Raw genomic sequence first — 15,102 nt, forward strand, 5'->3', positions numbered from 1 at the left:
CCTATGGGGCCGGGCCCGCTCACCACGAAACGGTTTGCCGGTCCGCTGCGCGGGGGCCTGTACGGGGGCCTGTACGGGCCGCTGCGCGGGGCCCCGGGGCGCCGCCTGGACCCGCGCCTCAATCGCCGGCGGGCTGGATTTCGGCTGAGCTGCGCTCGAAACCACAGCCCCGCATCTTTCAGCCCCGCCGGCGTTTGAGGCGCGGGGTCCGGGGCGGAGCCCCGGCAACGGCGCCGCGCCCGGCCACCGGCGGAGCCTACGGGCGCGGGGGCTCCGAGGCGGCAGCGGCGGCGGCCAGTTCCGCCGTGATGTCCGCCGGGCGGCGCCAGCCGCGTTCGCCGCGGGCCAGGAGCCAGGCCGTCGCCTCCTGCGGCGGCATCGCGGCGGCGACCAGCCAGCCCTGTACGGCGTCGCAGCCCAGGTCCCGCAGCCGCTCCCACGTCTCGTCGTCCTCGACACCCTCCGCGACGACCAGCAGCCCCAGCGAGTGCGCGAGATCCACCGTGCACCGCACGATCTCCGCGTCCTGCGCGTCCACCGCCAGCCTCGCCACGAACGACCGGTCGATCTTCAGCTCGCTGACCGGCAGCCGCCGCAGGTGGACGAGCGACGAATAGCCGGTCCCGAAGTCGTCCAGCGACATCTTCACCCCGTGCCCGGTCAGCCCGGCCATGGTGTCGGCCGCCCGCTGGGGGTCTTCGAGGAGGACGTGTTCGGTTATCTCCAGCTGGAGCCCGCTGGCCGGGACCCCGTGGCGGGCCAGCCGGGCCGCGACCGCCCCCGCGAAGCCCGGTGTGTGGACGTCGCGCGGCGAGACGTTGACGGCGACGGGCACCTTCAGGCCCTGCGCGCGCCAGCGCGCGACCTGGGCGAGTGCGGTCTCCAGAACGTACTCCGTCAGGTGCGGCATGAGCCCGGACGTCTCGGCGATGGCGATGAACTCGTCCGGCGAGACCCTCCCCCGTTCGGGGTGCACCCAGCGGACCAGCGCTTCCAGCCCGGCCACCTGTCCGTCGAAGCGGACCTTCGGCTGGTAGTGCAGTTCCACTTCGCCCGCGTCGAGCGCCCGCCGCAGATCGCCGAGGAGTCCGAGGCGGTCGGGGGTGTTGCTGTCGCGCTTGGACTCGTAGACCTCCACGCCCGTGCGGTCCCGCTTCGCCTGGTACATGGCGACGTCCGCGCGGCGCAGCAGTCCTTCCGCGTCCAGCGCGTGGTCGGGGAAGACGGCGAGTCCGGCGCTGGCTTCCAGGACGAGCGTGAGCCCGTCCAGGTCCAGCGGGGAGCTGAGTTCGGCGACCAGGTGGCGTGCGACCCGCTGGGCGCTGGTGGTGGAGTCCGCGACGGGCAGCAGTACGGCGAACTCGTCGCCGCCGAGCCGGGCCACCTCGGCGTCCGGCGGGAGCGCCTCGCGCAGCCGGTCGGCGATCTGGAGCAGCAGCCGGTCCCCCGCGAGGTGGCCGAGGGTGTCGTTGACGGCGCGGAAGCGGTCCATGTCGATCAGCACGAGAGCCGACCGGGTGCCCAGACGTTCAGCCTCGTCCAGCGCCGACCAGGCGCGCTCCAGCAGCCACTGCCGGTTCGGGAGCCCGGTCAGCGTGTCGCGCAGCTGCTCCTCGGCTCGGGCGCGGGCGATCCACAGCGTGGAATCTAAAGCGATCAGCGGTACGGCGAACAGCGGCAGCAGCACCGGCTGGCTGCTGGCGACCACGCAGATCAGCGGCGCGATGCCGAGGAGGGCGGCGGCCACCAGCGCTTGGCGGAGCAGGGCGGTACGGGCGACCGTGGGCAGTCCGCCGCCGCGCGGAGCGAGCGCGAACCACAGCAGGATCCGGGTGACCAGCAGGTACGCGAGGGCGACCAGGACGACCTCGGGGGCCGCCTCCAGTCCCCAGCCGGCCGGCAGCCACGGTGCCTCGACGGTCGGCGCGTCGCCGAAGGCGGCCAGTACGAGGGCTCCCGCGCCGATGCCGAGGATGTCGACGCAGCCGTGCAGCAGCCCTTGGCGCCAGCGGTGCCGGCGGGCGGCTCCGACGAGGGAGACCACCGCGAGCGAGACGAGTCCGGCGGGGATCCACCCGTAGAGGATGAGCACGCCGAGGGTGAGGGCCGCGCCGGAGCCGGTGCCGCCCCACCAGCGGTCGCGGCCGAGCGCGACGAGGTGGCCGACGATGATGCCGGTGAGCAGGGCCAGCCCCCAGCCGACGGTGCCGCCGGGGAAGAGAGCCTGACGGTTGGTCAGTGCCGAGACGATGCCGGCCGTGAGCACCACGGCGGACAGGCCCATGATGACGAGGGGCAGCACCGTGCGCCGTTCTTGTCCCGCTCCGCCCGCTCCGGTGTCGAGTGGCCGGGTTTTCGGCGTCCTGGCACCCAGGACCCCGAGGCGGCCCGTCCGCATGGGCGGGAGTTCCCCGCCGAATTCGGGTGACGGGTCGGCGCTCTCGATGGGTTTCATGCCCGTCCCTCTCACAGCCGGCGATGCCGATGTCACGCGATGGCCCTGATGTCATGCCATCACGGCTGGAAGCGCATCAAACAGCCGTGCACGACGGGCGCACCCCACAACAGTAGGACGCGAGAGGCTCCCAGGGGCAGCGGTCGGCGGTGGTTGCCCGAATGCGACCCAGCCATCCTCATCAGTACGGTATCCGCCGAACGGGTGAGTTGGGACCAGGACCCCCCTGTCACCCCTCTGATGATCCGACAGGTCACCGCCCCTCGGCCAGGCTTGTACCGGCCTTTCTCACCGGTCACCGCGCCGGGCGTGCGCCCGCCCGTACGGCCGCACGCCACGCATCCGGATCCCTCCGCTACTCCTGCGGGACGACTCCCGTGTGGGTTACTACTCCGCTTCGGCCCCGCCGTCCAGTGGGAGCGCCGCCTCGCGCGCCGCGTCCGGGCCCTGCTCCAGCAGCACCGCGAAGCCGGCGTCGTCGAGGATGGAGAGCTTCAACTGCACGGCCTTGTCGTACTTCGAGCCCGGGTTCTCGCCGACCACGACGAAGGAGGTCTTCTTCGACACCGACCCGGTCACCTTGGCGCCCCGGCTCTGCAGAGCCTCCTTGGCGCCGTCCCGGGTGTGGCTCCGCAACGTGCCGGTGACGACGACGGTCAGCCCCTCCAGGGGCCGCGGCCCCTCCTCCTTGCCGGAACCTTCCTCCTCCATCCGGACGCCGGCCTCCCGCCACTTGCGCAGGATCTCCTGGTGCCAGTCGACGGCGAACCATTCCTTCAGGGAGCGGGCGATGATCGCGCCGACCCCGTCGGTGGCGGTCAGCTCCTCCTCGGTGGCCTGCTCGATGCGCTCGATCGACCGGAACTCGCGTGCCAGGGCCTCGGCGGCGACGGGCCCGACGTGACGGATGGACAGGCCGTTGATGATGCGGGCCAGCGGACGGCTCTTGGCGGCCGCGATGTTCTCCAGCATCGCCAGGGCGTTCTTCTTCGGCTCGCCCTTCTGGTTGGCGAAGACGGTGACGATCTTCTCCTCGCCCGTCTTCGGGTCCCGCTTGGGCAGTCCGCTGTCCTGGTCGAGGACGTACGCCTTGATGGGCAGCAGCTGCTCGATGGTCAGGCTGAAGAGGTCGCCCTCGTCGTGCAGCGGGGGCTCGGCCGGCTCCAGCGGGGCGGTCAGCGCGGCCGCCGCCACCATGCCGAAGTTCTCGATGTCCAGGCTCTGCCGGCCGGCCAGGTAGAACAGTCGCTCACGCAACTGGGCGGGGCACGTCTGGGCGTTGGGGCACCGGACGTCGATGTCCCCCTCCTTCATGGGCCGCAGCGCCGTCCCGCAGGCGGGGCACTCGGCGGGCATCACGAACTCCCTCTCGCTGCCGTCCCGCAGGTCCACCACGGGCCCGAGGATCTCGGGGATGACGTCGCCCGCCTTGCGCAGCACGACCGTGTCCCCGATGAGCACGCCCTTGGCCTTGACGACCTCCTGGTTGTGCAGCGTCGCGAACTCGACCTCGGAGCCCGCCACCGTCACCGGCTCCACCTGCGCGTACGGGGTCACGCGCCCGGTGCGCCCGACGCCGACCTTGATGTCGATCAGCTTGGTGTTGACCTCTTCGGGGGCGTACTTCCAGGCGATCGCCCAGCGCGGGGCGCGCGCCGTGGAGCCGAGGCGGCCCTGGAGCCCGATCTCGTCGACCTTGACGACCACGCCGTCGATCTCGTGCTCCACCGAGTGCCGGTGTTCGCCGTAGTACGCGATGAACTCGCGGACCTCCGCGAGCGAGGAGACGACCTTGGCGTGCGCGGCGGTGGGCAGGCCCCATTCGCGCAGCAGCTCGTAGGCCTGCGACTGGCGCTCGATGTCGAGGCCTTCGCGGGCGCCGACGCCGTGCACCACCATGTGCAGCGGGCGGGTGGCGGTGATCTTCGGGTCCTTCTGGCGCAGCGAACCGGCGGCGGCGTTGCGCGGGTTGGCGAAGGGCTTGCCCTCGGCCTCGACGAGCCGGGCGTTGAGCTCCTCGAACTTCTCCATCGGGAAGTAGACCTCGCCGCGGATCTCGACGAGGGCGGGGATCCGGTCGCCCTTGAGGCGGTCCGGGATCTCCTTGATGGTGCGCACGTTGGGCGTGATGTCCTCACCGGTGCGGCCGTCGCCGCGCGTGGCGGCGCGGGTCAGCCGGCCGTTCTCGTAGGTGAGGTTGACGGCGAGGCCGTCGACCTTCAGCTCGCACAGGTAGTGGTAGTCCGAGGTGTTCACGTCCCGGGCCACGCGCTCGGCCCAGGCGGCCAGTTCCTCGTCGTCGAAGGCGTTGTCGAGGGAGAGCATCCGCTCGCGGTGCCGGACCGCGGCGAAGTCCGTCTCGTACGCCCCGGCCACCTTCTGGGTCGGCGAGTCGGGCGTCCGCAGCTCCGGGTACTGCTCCTCCAGGGCCTCCAGCGAGCGCAGCAGCTGGTCGAACTCGGCGTCGCTGACGACCGGCTGGTCGTTCACGTAGTACCGGAAGCGGTGCTCCTCGACCTGTTCCGCGAGCAGGGCGTGCTGCTCGCGCACCGCCGCCGGTACTGCCGTGTCCTGCTGTTCGGCTGCCATGCCGTGTCCTCCCGTGGCCCGTCTCGAACCGTCACTCAGGGTTGTCGGCGAGCGACCTCGCCGCCCTGACGCAATGCGCCTGCACCGCGCGGGCGTAGGCGGGTGACGCTCCCGCCAGACCGCACGACGGGGTGACCACGACGGACTCGGCGAGAGTCCCCGGGGCCAGCCCCAGCCTGCGCCAAAGCTTCCTGACACCCATGACGCTACCGCCCGGGTCTGACAACGGCCCATCCGTACCCGGCACCACTCCGGCGAAGAGTTTCATCCCGTCCTCGACGGCCTCTCCGATGGCGTCGTCCTCGCGCTCCGTGAGCAGGGAGAAATCGAACGACACGCCCGCGGCGCCGGCCCGCCGCAGCAGTCCGAAGGGGACCTCGGGCGCGCAGGAGTGCACGATCACCTCGCCGCCCCCGATGACGTCCGTGACGGCGAACAGCTCGCGCAGCGTGCCCTCGACGACCTGCCGGTCGACGGCGCGGTAGGTGCGGTAGCCGCTGGCGGAGCGCACCCGGCCGAGCAGCACCGCGGTCAGCGACGGCTCGTCGAACTGGAGCACGATCTGAGCCCCGGGGATGCGCTTGTGTACGTCGGCCAGGTGTCCCCGCAGGCCCTCCGCGAGCGATCCGGCCAGGTCCCGGCAGGCTCCGGGGTCCTGGAGCATGGCCTCGCCGCCGTGCAGTTCCAGGGCGCCGGCCAGCGTCCAGGGCCCGACGGCCTGGATCTTCAGCTTGCCCGTGAACCCCTGGGTGAACTCCTCCAGGGCGTCGAGGTCCTCCCCCAGCCAGGACCGGGCCCGCTTCGAGTCCCGCCCCGGCCGGTCACTGATCCGCCAGCCGCTGGGCTCGACGTGCGCGTACATGTCGACGAGCAGCCCGAGGGACCGGCCGATCATGTCCGCGCCGGGCCCGCGCGCGGGCAGCTCGGCGAGGTACGGGAACTCCTCGAAGGTGCCCGTGACGGTCTTGGCGGCCTCGCGGGCGTCGCCGTCGGGCAGCGAGCCGATACCGGTGGCGTTCGCGCCCGTGCTCATCGGCCCGGCCTGACGGACAGGTCGTTGACCTCGGCGTCGCGCGGCAGGTCGACGGCCATGACGATGGTGGTCGCCACGGATTCGGGGTCGATCCAGGCGGCGGGGTCGTAGTCCTTGCCCTCCTGGGAGTGCACCTTGGCCTGCATCGCGGTGGCGGTGCGGCCCGGGTACACGGAGGTGACCCTGATCCCGTTCTCCTTCTCCTCCTCGCGCAGGGAGTCGGCGAGCGCCTTGAGCCCGTGCTTGGAGGCGGCGTACGCGCCCCACTCCGCGTGCGCGTGGAGGCCGGCGCCGGAGTTCACGAAGACGATGGTGGCGTGGGATGCCCGCAGGGTGGGCAGCAGCAGCCGGGTCACCTCGGCGGGGGCGATCAGGTTCACGTTGAGCTGCTGGTGCCAGGTCTTGGGCCGCAGTTCGCCGACGGGGCCGAGGTCGACGATGCCGGCGATGTGCAGGAGCGAGTCGATCCGCTCCGGAACGGCCTGCTTGGAGAAGGCCCACGACAGGCGGTCCGGATCGGCGAGGTCGCCTACGAGGGCCCGCGCGCCGGGATACCGGTCCACGAGCTGCCGGGCCCGGCCGGCGTCACGGGCGAGCAGGACGAGGTCGTCGCCGCGGGCGTGCAGCCGGGCGGCGACGGCGGCGCCGATGCCGGACCCGGCACCGGTGATCAAGTGAGTAGCCATACCGCCCATGCTCGCACCCCCGGCCCGGCCTGCCGGTACGGGCGGCCCGCGCCGGGCGCCACCGGGCCCGACGGCCCGGTCAGAGACCGGCGGCCGCCCGGTACGCCGCCCGGACCGCCGCCCGGGCGGTCCCGGCCCGCCCGCCCTCGACGCCGGGGGCGAAGCCGCTGCCGACCCGGATGTGCGGGTGCGCCGCTGCCAGATCCGCCCGGACGTCGCGCCGCGGCCCGGCCCACCGTTCCAGGGCCGCGTCCCGTACGAGGGCCAGCGCGGCGGCGCGGTCCGGCGCGGGCGGGTCGAAGCGTCCGCCGGCGGCCGCCCGGTGTTCGGCCCAGCGGTCCTCCCAGAACTCCACCGTCCAGCCGGGCCAGCGCGCGCCGACCGTACGGGCGTGGGCCCGGGCGGTGTTGAGCCACCAGCCGACCCGGCGCCGGGCGGGGTCGACGTGGATCCCGGCGTCGGCCCGCAGCCGGTACGTCCCGTGGTCGGGCGCGTCGCCGAGCCGGTCGAGCAGGGCGGGCCCCTCCTCGGCCGGGTGGTCGCCGATGTCGGCCAGCGCGTGGCAGCGGTCCGGGCCGATGGTGACCACCGCCACCAGCGGATCCGGGTCGGCCAGCTCCTCGTCGTCCGCGTCGAGCGCCGGACCGGGATACCCGCCGGCCGCGACGCCGACGTCGGCCTGGGCGAGGCCCAGGAGGGCGCGCAGGCCGCTCTGGCCGTCGTAGAGCCAGCGCACCTCCCAGCCGGGCCAGGCGTGCCGCAGCAGTTCCAGGGTGGCGGCCCGGGTGCGCAGCGAGGCGACCGGGCCCTCCTGGACGAAGGCGGCCAGCAGCTTGCGGCCCGGGTCGACGAGGACGCCCGCCTCGACCATGTCGTTCGGGTACCAGCCGTCCTCCGGGGTGTGGCCGCGCAGGTGCGGCAGGAACACCTCCGGCCCCGCGAGCAGGTCGAGGTCCAGGCCGACGGCTCCGTAGGAGGAGCGGTGGCGGGAGTGGCCCTCCGGGCCGACGAGGACGAAGGTGGCGCGGTTGCCCATCGTCAGAGACCGGCGGCTTCGCGCAGGGCGGCGGCGGTCTTCCTGGCGTCGTAGTCCTCGGTGACGCCCTCGACCAGGACCACCTCGCCCGCGAGGTGGTCGGTGCGCAGCGGGAGGATCTCCTGGTAGGCGTCGGACGCGTACCAGGCGCGGGCCCGCTCGATGTCCGGGAAGCCGATCATGACGATCGCGCCGGGGAAGGGGCCCTCCATGACCTCGACCTCCTTGCCGTGGATGAGGAAGCGGCCGCCGAAGGGGTCCATGGTCGGCTGGATCTCCTCGATGTAGCGCAGGATGTCCTCGTTCATGGTCGCGGGGCGTATGTGGGCGATGGCGTACGCGGTCATGCTCTCTCCCCTGTCAACCGGCCCGGCGGTCCGGGCTGTTGACCCGATCCTGCCAGGGGGTGATCGCGGAGGCGATTACCCGCGGGGTCATGCCGGGGCGGGGCTGTGCGGCTGGAAGGTGCGGCGGTAGGCGATCGGGGAGACCCCGAGGGCGGTGCGCAGGTGCTGGCGCAGGGAGCTCGCGGAGCCGAAGCCGGCCCGGTGGGCCACCAGGTCGACCGGCAGATCGCTGGATTCCAGCAAGTGGCGGGCGATCTCGATGCGTTGGGCGGTGAGCCACTGGACGGGGGTCATGCCGACCTCGTCGCGGAACCGCCGGGTGAAGGTGCGCAGGCTCATCCGGGCGTGCGCGGCCAGCTCGGCCAGGGCGATCGGCTCGGCGAGGCGTTCCAGGGCCCAGGCGCGGGTCGCGGTGGTGGTGGCGACGGTGGGCTCGGGGACGGGCCGGTCGATGTACTGCGCCTGCCCGCCGTCGCGCCAGGGCGGTACGACGCACAGCCGCGCGGCGCGGTTGGCGACGGCGGTGCCGTGGTCCCGGCGGATCAGGTGGAGGCAGAGGTCGACGCCGGCGGCCACTCCCGCCGAGGTGAGGATGTCGCCGTCGTCGACGAAGAGCACGTCCTCGTCGAGCTTGACGCGCGGGAAGGCGCGCTGGAAGTCCAGGGCCATGATCCAGTGGGTGGTGGCGGGCCGGCCGTCGAGCAGGCCCGCCGCGGCGAGCACGTAGGAGCCCGTGCAGATGGAGACCAGCCGGGTGCCGGGCCGGATCATCGCCAGGGCGGCGGCGAGGGCGGGCGGCAGCGGGGCGCCGAGCGCGAGTCCGGCCATGGCGTGCGTGGGCGGGATGACGACCGTGTCGGCGACGGCGAGCGCCTCAGGACCCGCCGAGACTCCGATGGTGAAGCCCGCGTCGCTGGCCACGGGCAGGCCGTCGGCGGTGCAGACGGTCACCTCGTAGAGCCGGTTCCCGGCGTCGTCGTAGGCGTTGCCGAAGACCCTCGACGGCATTCCGAGCTCGAACGGCGGCACGCCCTCGAGGGCGAGTACGGCGATGCGGTGCATGGCCAGATCCTGTCACAGCGTGGCCGTACGGCCATCACCACGGCCGCCCCGCGGCCCGGAAGCTGTTCCCACAGCAGCACCGACCTGAGGAGAAACACCATGCGCGCCGTAGTCGTCAGCCAGTGGGGCGGTCCCGAAGTCCTCGTCGAGACGCGGATCGAGCGGCCCGAACCGGCCATGGGGGAGATCCTGGTGCGCGTGCACGCGGCCGGGGTGAATCCGGTCGACTGGAAGACCCGGGCCAGCGGCGCCCTCATCCCCTGGGGGCCGGTCCCGGCCGTCGGCTGGGACGTGTCCGGCACGGTCGAGGCGGTCGGCCCCGGCGTGACCCTGTACCAGCCGGGTGACGAGGTCTACGGCATGCCGCGCTTCCCGGCCCAGGCGGGTGGTTACGCTGAATTCGTCACGGCCCCGGCCCGGCACTTCGCCCGCAAGCCCGCCGCCGTCGACCACGTCCAGGCCGCCGCCCTCCCGCTGGCCGCGCTCACGGCCTGGCAGGCGCTGACCGACACCGCCTCGCTCCGGCCCGGACAGCGGGTGCTGGTCCACGCCGCCGCCGGAGGCGTCGGACACTTCGCCGTGCAGATCGCCAAGGCGCTGGGCGCGTACGTGATCGGGACGGCCAGTGCCGCGAAGCACGACCTCCTCCGCTCGCTCGGGGCGGACGAGATGATCGACTACCGGACGACCGTCTTCGAGGACGTGCTCTCCGAGGTCGACGTGGTGATCGACGCCATCGGCGGCGAGTACGCGGAGCGCTCCCTGAGGGTGCTGCGCCCGGGCGGGCACCTGATCACGCTGAACGGCCCGGACCAGGTGCCGGCCGACGCCGAGGGTTTGCGCACCGGCTGGATGCTCGTCGAACCGGACTACCGCGGCCTGCGGGAGATCGCCGCCCTGGTGGATGCCGGGAAGCTCCGCCCGGTGATCGACACGGTCCTGCCGCTGGAGCAGGCCGCGAAGGCCCACGAGATCGGCGAACTGGGCCGGACCACCGGCAAGATCGTCCTGACCGTCGTCTAGACGGCGGCCTCGGCGCGGGTGGTGGTGGCGATCGTGGCGGAGCCGACCACGCGCGTGCCGTCGTAGAGCACGATCGCCTGGCCGGGGGCCACGCCGCGGACGGGCTCGGTGAAGGAGACGCGCAGCTCGTCGTCCACGAGTTCGGCGTAGACCTCGCTCTCGCCGCCGTGGGCGCGCAGCTGGGCGGTGTAGGTGCCCGGGGCGGCGGCCGTGGAGCCGCACCAGCGGGGGCGGATCGCGGTGAGGGCGGTGACGTCGAGGGCCTCGACGGGGCCGACGGTGACGGTGTTGTTCACCGGCGAGATGTCGAGGACGTAGCGCGGCTTGCCGTCGGCGGCCGGGTGGCCGATCCGCAGGCCCTTGCGCTGGCCGATGGTGAAGCCGAAGGCGCCCTCGTGGGTGCCGACCTTCTCGCCCGTCTCGTCGACGATGTCGCCCTCGGCCTTGCCGAGGCGGCCCGCGAGGAAGCCCTGGGTGTCGCCGTCGGCGATGAAGCAGATGTCGTGGCTGTCGGGCTTCTTCGCGACGGCCAGGCCCCGCGCCTCGGCCTCGGCGCGGATCTCTTCCTTGGTGGTGAGGGTGTCGCCGAGCGGGAAGAGGGCGTGGGCGAGCTGCTTCTCGTCGAGGACGCCGAGGACGTACGACTGGTCCTTGGCCATGTCGCTGGCGCGGTGCAGCTCGCGGGAGCCGTCCTCGTTCAGCACGACGGTGGCGTAGTGGCCGGTGCAGACGGCGTCGAAGCCGAGGGCGAGGGCCTTGTCGAGGAGCGCCGCGAACTTGATCTTCTCGTTGCAGCGCAGGCAGGGGTTCGGGGTGCGCCCGGCCTCGTACTCGGAGATGAAATCCTCGACGACGTCCTCGCGGAAGCGCTCGGCGAGGTCCCAGACGTAGAAGGGGATGCCGATGACGTCGGCGGCGCGGCGGGCGTCGCGGGAGTCCTCGATGGTGCAGCAGCCGCGGGCTCCGGTCCGGAAGGACTGCGGATTCGCGGAAAGCGCCAGGTGGACGCCGGTGACGTCGTGCCCGGCTTCGACCGCGCGGGCGGCGGCGACGGCGGAGTCCACGCCGCCGGACATGGCGGCCAGGACGCGAAGGGGGCGGGCGGTGCGCGGCAGGTTCTCAGTCATAGCACCGTCCAGAGTACGGGGAACCGAGCGGGGTCACAGCGCGTTATCGGCTGTGGGGGGTGGATCACATGGCAAGCAGGACCCGCAGAGCGGTTCTCTTCGGCGGACTCGGGATCTTCACGGTGGCGGCGATCGCCGGCCGGGAGGAGATCGGGCGTGCCTGGTGGCTGGTGCCGGGGGTGAGCAAGCCCCGCAAGGACGGGGAGCTGGACCACGCGGGCGCGAGCTGGACGGCGGCCTCGCCGGCGAACTGGCGGATGGCGGACCGCCCGGACGACTACGGGGTGGACCGCATCGTGGTCCATGTCACGCAAGGAGGCTTCGCGTCCTCCGTGGACGCCTTCCGCAACCCGTGGCACAAGGCGTCGGCGCACTACATAGTCCGCCAGGACGGTCACGTCGAGCAGATGGTGCGCGAGCTGGACGTCGCCTTCCACGCGGGCAACCGCTCGATGAACGAGCGCAGCGTCGGCATCGAGCACGTGGGCTTCGTCGACCGCCCGAAGGACTTCACGGACACGATGTACGCGGCCTCGGCACGCCTGGCGGCCGACATCTGCCGCCGTTACGGCATACCGGCGGACCGCGAGCACATCGTGGGCCACTCCGAGGTCCCGGGCGCGGACCACACGGACCCGGGCCCCCACTGGGACTGGCCGCGCTACATCGCCCTGATAGCCGAGGCCCTCAAGGCCTCACCCGGGAGCGCCCCCAAGGCCTAGCTGAGCCCCGCCGTCCGGGCCCGTTCCACCGCCGGGCCGATCGCGGCGGCGACCGCGGCGATGTCCTCCCGGGTGGAGGTGTGGCCCAGGGAGAACCGCAGGGTGCCGCGGGCCAGCTGCGGGTCGGTCCCGGTCGCCAGCAGCACGTGGCTCGGCTGGGCCACGCCCGCCGTGCAGGCCGAGCCGGTGGAGCACTCGATGCCCTGCGCGTCGAGCAGCAGCAGCAGGGAGTCGCCCTCGCAGCCGGGGAAGCTGAAGTGGGCGTTGGCCGGGAGCCGGTCCTCGGGGTCGCCGCCGAGCACGGCGTCCGGCACGGCGGCGCGGACCGCGGCGATCAGCTCGTCGCGCAGCGCGCCGATCTCGGTGGCGAACTGTTCGCGCCGCTCGGCGGCGAGCACGGCGGCCACCGCGAAGGCGGCGACGGCGGGCACGTCGAGGGTGCCGGATCGAACGTGGCGCTCCTGCCCGCCGCCGTGCAGCACGGGGACGGGGCTCTGGTCGCGGCCCAGCAGCAGCGCGCCGATGCCGTACGGGCCGCCGATCTTGTGGCCGCTGACGGTCATGGCGGCGAGGCCGCTGTCGGCGAAGCGGACGTCGAGCTGACCGAAGGCCTGGACGGCGTCGGAGTGCAGCGGGATCCCGAATTCCCGCGCGACGGCGGCGAGCTCGTGGACCGGCATGACGGTGCCGATCTCGTTGTTCGCCCACATCACGGTGGCCATGGCCACGTCGGCGGGCTCGCGCTCGACGGCTTCGCGGAAGGCCTCGGGACGCACGCGCCCGTACCCGTCCACGGGCAGGTACTCGACCTGCGCGCCCTCGTGCTCGGCGAGCCAGTGCACGGCGTCGAGGACCGCGTGGTGCTCGACGGGACTGGCGAGGATCCGGGTCCGGGCGGGGTCGGCGTCGCGGCGGGCCCAGTAGAGCCCCTTGACGGCGAGGTTGTCGGCCTCCGTGCCGCCGGCGGTGAAGACCACCTCGCTGGGGCGCGCGCCGAGGGCCTCGGCGAGGGCCTCGCGGGACTCCTCCACGGTGCGGCGGGCACGGCGGCCGGCCGCGTGCAGGGAGGAGGCGTTCCCCGTGGCGGCGAACTGCGCGGTCATCGCCGCGGCGGCCTCCGGCAGCATCGGAGTGGTGGCGGCGTGGTCGAGGTAGGCCATGATCCCCCGATTCTACGAGCCCTGCGGTACCGATCCCTCCGCCGGGCGGGGGGCCGCCCTTCCCGGGGCTCCGCCCCGGACCCCGCGCCCCGGACGCCGGCGGGCGGCGGGGCCTGGGCGGCCCGGGTCAGGCGCGCGGGGCGCGGGCCAGTTGGCGGGACTGGGCCACCAGGCGGTTCGTGGAGTCCCAGACCTCGGCGTCCTCCTCCAGGAAGCCGCCGGCCAGGTTGCGGGTGGTGATGGCGACCCGGAGCGGCCCCGGGGCCGGGCGGTGGCGGATGTGGGTGGTGAGCTCGACGGTCGGGGTCCAGCCCAGCAGTCCGAGGTCGAAGGCGGTCGGCGGCAGCGCGTCCACGGCCAGCAGCAGCGACAGCGGATCGGCGTCACGGCCGTCGGCCAGCTCGAACCAGGCCCGCATCTCGCCCTTGCCCGACGGCGCGCCGACGGCCCAGCCCGCCGTGGCGGGATCCAGGCGCAGCCGGAGCCGGTCCACGATGGCGGAGCTGCCGGGGATCGGGGCGGGGCCCGCCTCGGCGCCGAGGCAGTCCTCGTAGGGCGGCATGACGGGCGGCAGCGCCACCGTGTGCACGGCGTCGGGGAGGGAGGAGAGGTCCCCGTAGGAGGCGAGGACCCGGATGCGCTCGATCTCGGCGCCGTTCTCGTCGAACTGGAACAGCGAGGCCTGACCGGTGGAGAGGGTGCGGCCGGTCCGTACGACCTCGGTGCGGATCACGGCGGGGCCGGGCACGGAGGAGGTCAGGTAGTGGGCCGAGATGGTGAAGGGGTCCGGGTGCGGCAGGGCCGCCGAGAGGGCCCGGCCGACCATGGCCAGCAGGTATCCGCCGTTGACCGCGGTGATGATCGTCCATCCGGCGGAGAGTTCCGCGTCGTAGACCCCGGGCTCGCCCGCGCGCGGGGAGAGGGAGGTGTCGCGGTCGAACTCACTGTCGCCGATGGATGCCTGGGCGGCCGCTGCGTGTGACATGGAACGACGGTACACCGACAAGCTACTAAGCGGTAGCTTTCTCTTTCTAGGGTTCTTCGGCCACCGCCGAGCGGCGGTTCCAGGCCAGCGGCGCCCGCCAGTGATAGCGCATCGCGAGCAGGCGCAGCACGAAAGTGGTGACGATGGCCAGACCGGTCGTCACGGCGTTGAGCACGTCGAAGCCGATGAATACGGCCACCAGCGAGGCGCCGACGACGGCCGGGACGGCGTACATCTCCCGGTCGCGCAGCAGCGACGGCACCTCGTTGACGAGCACGTCGCGCAGCACGCCCCCACCCACCGCCGTGGCCAGGCCCAGCGCGGCGGAGGCGGTCAGCCCGAGACCGTACTCGTAGGCCTTGGTCGTGCCCGTCACACAGAACAGCCCGAGGCCGGCGGCGTCGAAGACGGCGATGGCCCGGTTGATCCGCTGGACCTCGGGATGCAGGAAGAAGACGAGCCCGGCTGCGATCAGCGGCGTGACGAAGAAGCTGAGCTCCCCGAAGGCGGCGGGCGGCACGGCGCCGATGACGAGGTCGCGCAGCAGACCGCCGCCCAGCGCGGTGACGAGGGCCAGCACGGCGATGCCGAAGACGTCGAAGTTCTTGCGTACGGCGAGCAGCGCGCCCGCGGTGGCGAAGACGAAGATGCCCGCGAGGTCCAGGGCGTGCTGGACGTCGGGCGGGAAGAGATCGTGGAGCACCGGGCCATTGTCGCCTGCGGCGGGCTCGGCGGGGTGCGGGCCTGCGCCCGCCCCGGGGCTCCTCCGCGCCCGTGCCGGCGCGGGCTCAAGACCTGGGGCTCCGCCCCAGACCCCGCGCCTCAAACGCCGGCGAGGCTGGAGTTGCCAAAACGGGCGGGGCCCCGGGGGTACGAC

The 15,102-nt window shown here is 73.2% G+C and carries 13 protein-coding genes; 2 read left to right on the top strand and 11 right to left on the bottom strand.

The window, feature by feature from the left end; genetic code table 11:
• Window positions 1–256: 256 nt before the first annotated feature.
• The 7 genes from ACWDYJ_RS19845 to ACWDYJ_RS19875 form a co-directional block, all read right to left on the bottom strand.
• A complete protein-coding gene (locus ACWDYJ_RS19845; protein WP_451566865.1) occupies window positions 257–2,455 on the bottom strand; it encodes a putative bifunctional diguanylate cyclase/phosphodiesterase in 2,199 nt (732 codons plus the stop codon).
• 387 nt (window positions 2,456–2,842) lie between these two features.
• Window positions 2,843–5,044 carry an NAD-dependent DNA ligase LigA gene (gene ligA / locus ACWDYJ_RS19850; RefSeq protein WP_451566866.1) on the bottom strand — a complete coding sequence of 734 codons (2,202 nt, stop codon included), beginning with the start codon at window positions 5,042–5,044 and terminating at the stop codon, window positions 2,843–2,845.
• A 31-nt stretch (window positions 5,045–5,075) separates the two neighbouring features.
• Entirely contained in the window at window positions 5,076–6,077 is a 1,002-nt protein-coding gene (locus ACWDYJ_RS19855; RefSeq protein ID WP_451566867.1) for a methionine synthase, read from the bottom strand.
• On the bottom strand, window positions 6,074–6,763 hold the full coding sequence (locus ACWDYJ_RS19860) for an SDR family oxidoreductase (RefSeq protein WP_451566868.1): 690 nt from the start codon (window positions 6,761–6,763) through the stop codon (window positions 6,074–6,076). The genes ACWDYJ_RS19855 and ACWDYJ_RS19860 overlap by 4 nt, the downstream gene beginning before the upstream one ends.
• A 79-nt stretch (window positions 6,764–6,842) precedes the next feature.
• Window positions 6,843–7,799: a hypothetical protein gene (locus ACWDYJ_RS19865; RefSeq protein ID WP_451566869.1), complete on the bottom strand. Its 957-nt coding sequence runs from the start codon at window positions 7,797–7,799 to the stop codon at window positions 6,843–6,845.
• Between the two features lie 2 nt (window positions 7,800–7,801).
• A complete protein-coding gene (locus tag ACWDYJ_RS19870; RefSeq protein ID WP_451566870.1) occupies window positions 7,802–8,146 on the bottom strand; it encodes a DUF1330 domain-containing protein in 345 nt (114 codons plus the stop codon).
• Between the two features lie 87 nt (window positions 8,147–8,233).
• A complete protein-coding gene (locus tag ACWDYJ_RS19875) occupies window positions 8,234–9,208 on the bottom strand; it encodes a GlxA family transcriptional regulator (protein ID WP_451566871.1) in 975 nt (324 codons plus the stop codon).
• A gap of 99 nt (window positions 9,209–9,307) precedes the next feature.
• On the opposite strand from ACWDYJ_RS19875, the gene ACWDYJ_RS19880 reads away from it, so the two are divergent.
• Window positions 9,308–10,231 carry an NADP-dependent oxidoreductase gene (locus ACWDYJ_RS19880; RefSeq protein WP_451566872.1) on the top strand — a complete coding sequence of 308 codons (924 nt, stop codon included), beginning with the start codon at window positions 9,308–9,310 and terminating at the stop codon, window positions 10,229–10,231.
• On the opposite strand, the gene mnmA is transcribed toward ACWDYJ_RS19880, so the two are convergent.
• A complete protein-coding gene (gene mnmA, locus ACWDYJ_RS19885; protein ID WP_451566873.1) occupies window positions 10,228–11,358 on the bottom strand; it encodes a tRNA 2-thiouridine(34) synthase MnmA in 1,131 nt (376 codons plus the stop codon). The genes ACWDYJ_RS19880 and mnmA overlap by 4 nt on opposite strands.
• 68 nt (window positions 11,359–11,426) lie before the next feature.
• On the opposite strand from mnmA, the gene ACWDYJ_RS19890 reads away from it, so the two are divergent.
• Window positions 11,427–12,080, top strand: coding sequence for an N-acetylmuramoyl-L-alanine amidase (locus tag ACWDYJ_RS19890; protein ID WP_451566874.1), 654 nt, complete (start codon window positions 11,427–11,429; stop codon window positions 12,078–12,080).
• On the opposite strand, the gene ACWDYJ_RS19895 is transcribed toward ACWDYJ_RS19890, so the two are convergent.
• The 3 genes from ACWDYJ_RS19895 to ACWDYJ_RS19905 all read right to left on the bottom strand — a co-directional run bounded on the left by ACWDYJ_RS19895 (window position 12,077) and on the right by ACWDYJ_RS19905 (window position 14,928).
• Complete coding sequence (locus tag ACWDYJ_RS19895) at window positions 12,077–13,240, bottom strand: cysteine desulfurase family protein (protein WP_451566875.1); 1,164 nt, start codon at window positions 13,238–13,240, stop codon at window positions 12,077–12,079. The two genes, ACWDYJ_RS19890 and ACWDYJ_RS19895, sit on opposite strands and share 4 nt — an antisense overlap.
• Window positions 13,241–13,367: 127 nt before the next feature.
• Window positions 13,368–14,225, bottom strand: coding sequence for a thioesterase family protein (locus ACWDYJ_RS19900; RefSeq protein ID WP_451566876.1), 858 nt, complete (start codon window positions 14,223–14,225; stop codon window positions 13,368–13,370).
• Between the two features lie 46 nt (window positions 14,226–14,271).
• Window positions 14,272–14,928 carry a trimeric intracellular cation channel family protein gene (locus ACWDYJ_RS19905; protein ID WP_451566877.1) on the bottom strand — a complete coding sequence of 219 codons (657 nt, stop codon included), beginning with the start codon at window positions 14,926–14,928 and terminating at the stop codon, window positions 14,272–14,274.
• Window positions 14,929–15,102: the final 174 nt, after the last annotated feature.

It is taken from the genome of Streptomyces sp. NPDC003042 (assembly GCF_053591315.1).

What these genes read in the sequence shown, in the direction of transcription:
- ACWDYJ_RS19865 (WP_451566869.1), bottom strand. Translation starts at nt 7,799, where the DNA reads ATGGGCAACCGCGCCACCTTCGTCCTCGTCGGCCCGGAGGGCCACTCC.
- ACWDYJ_RS19890 (WP_451566874.1), top strand. Translation starts at nt 11,427, where the DNA reads ATGGCAAGCAGGACCCGCAGAGCGGTTCTCTTCGGCGGACTCGGGATC.
- ACWDYJ_RS19900 (WP_451566876.1), bottom strand. Translation starts at nt 14,225, where the DNA reads ATGTCACACGCAGCGGCCGCCCAGGCATCCATCGGCGACAGTGAGTTC.
- ACWDYJ_RS19880 (WP_451566872.1), top strand. Translation starts at nt 9,308, where the DNA reads ATGCGCGCCGTAGTCGTCAGCCAGTGGGGCGGTCCCGAAGTCCTCGTC.
- ACWDYJ_RS19855 (WP_451566867.1), bottom strand. Translation starts at nt 6,077, where the DNA reads ATGAGCACGGGCGCGAACGCCACCGGTATCGGCTCGCTGCCCGACGGC.
- mnmA (WP_451566873.1), bottom strand. Translation starts at nt 11,358, where the DNA reads ATGACTGAGAACCTGCCGCGCACCGCCCGCCCCCTTCGCGTCCTGGCC.
- ACWDYJ_RS19895 (WP_451566875.1), bottom strand. Translation starts at nt 13,240, where the DNA reads ATGGCCTACCTCGACCACGCCGCCACCACTCCGATGCTGCCGGAGGCC.
- ACWDYJ_RS19860 (WP_451566868.1), bottom strand. Translation starts at nt 6,763, where the DNA reads ATGGCTACTCACTTGATCACCGGTGCCGGGTCCGGCATCGGCGCCGCC.
- ligA (WP_451566866.1), bottom strand. Translation starts at nt 5,044, where the DNA reads ATGGCAGCCGAACAGCAGGACACGGCAGTACCGGCGGCGGTGCGCGAG.
- ACWDYJ_RS19875 (WP_451566871.1), bottom strand. Translation starts at nt 9,208, where the DNA reads ATGCACCGCATCGCCGTACTCGCCCTCGAGGGCGTGCCGCCGTTCGAG.
- ACWDYJ_RS19845 (WP_451566865.1), bottom strand. Translation starts at nt 2,455, where the DNA reads ATGAAACCCATCGAGAGCGCCGACCCGTCACCCGAATTCGGCGGGGAA.
- ACWDYJ_RS19870 (WP_451566870.1), bottom strand. Translation starts at nt 8,146, where the DNA reads ATGACCGCGTACGCCATCGCCCACATACGCCCCGCGACCATGAACGAG.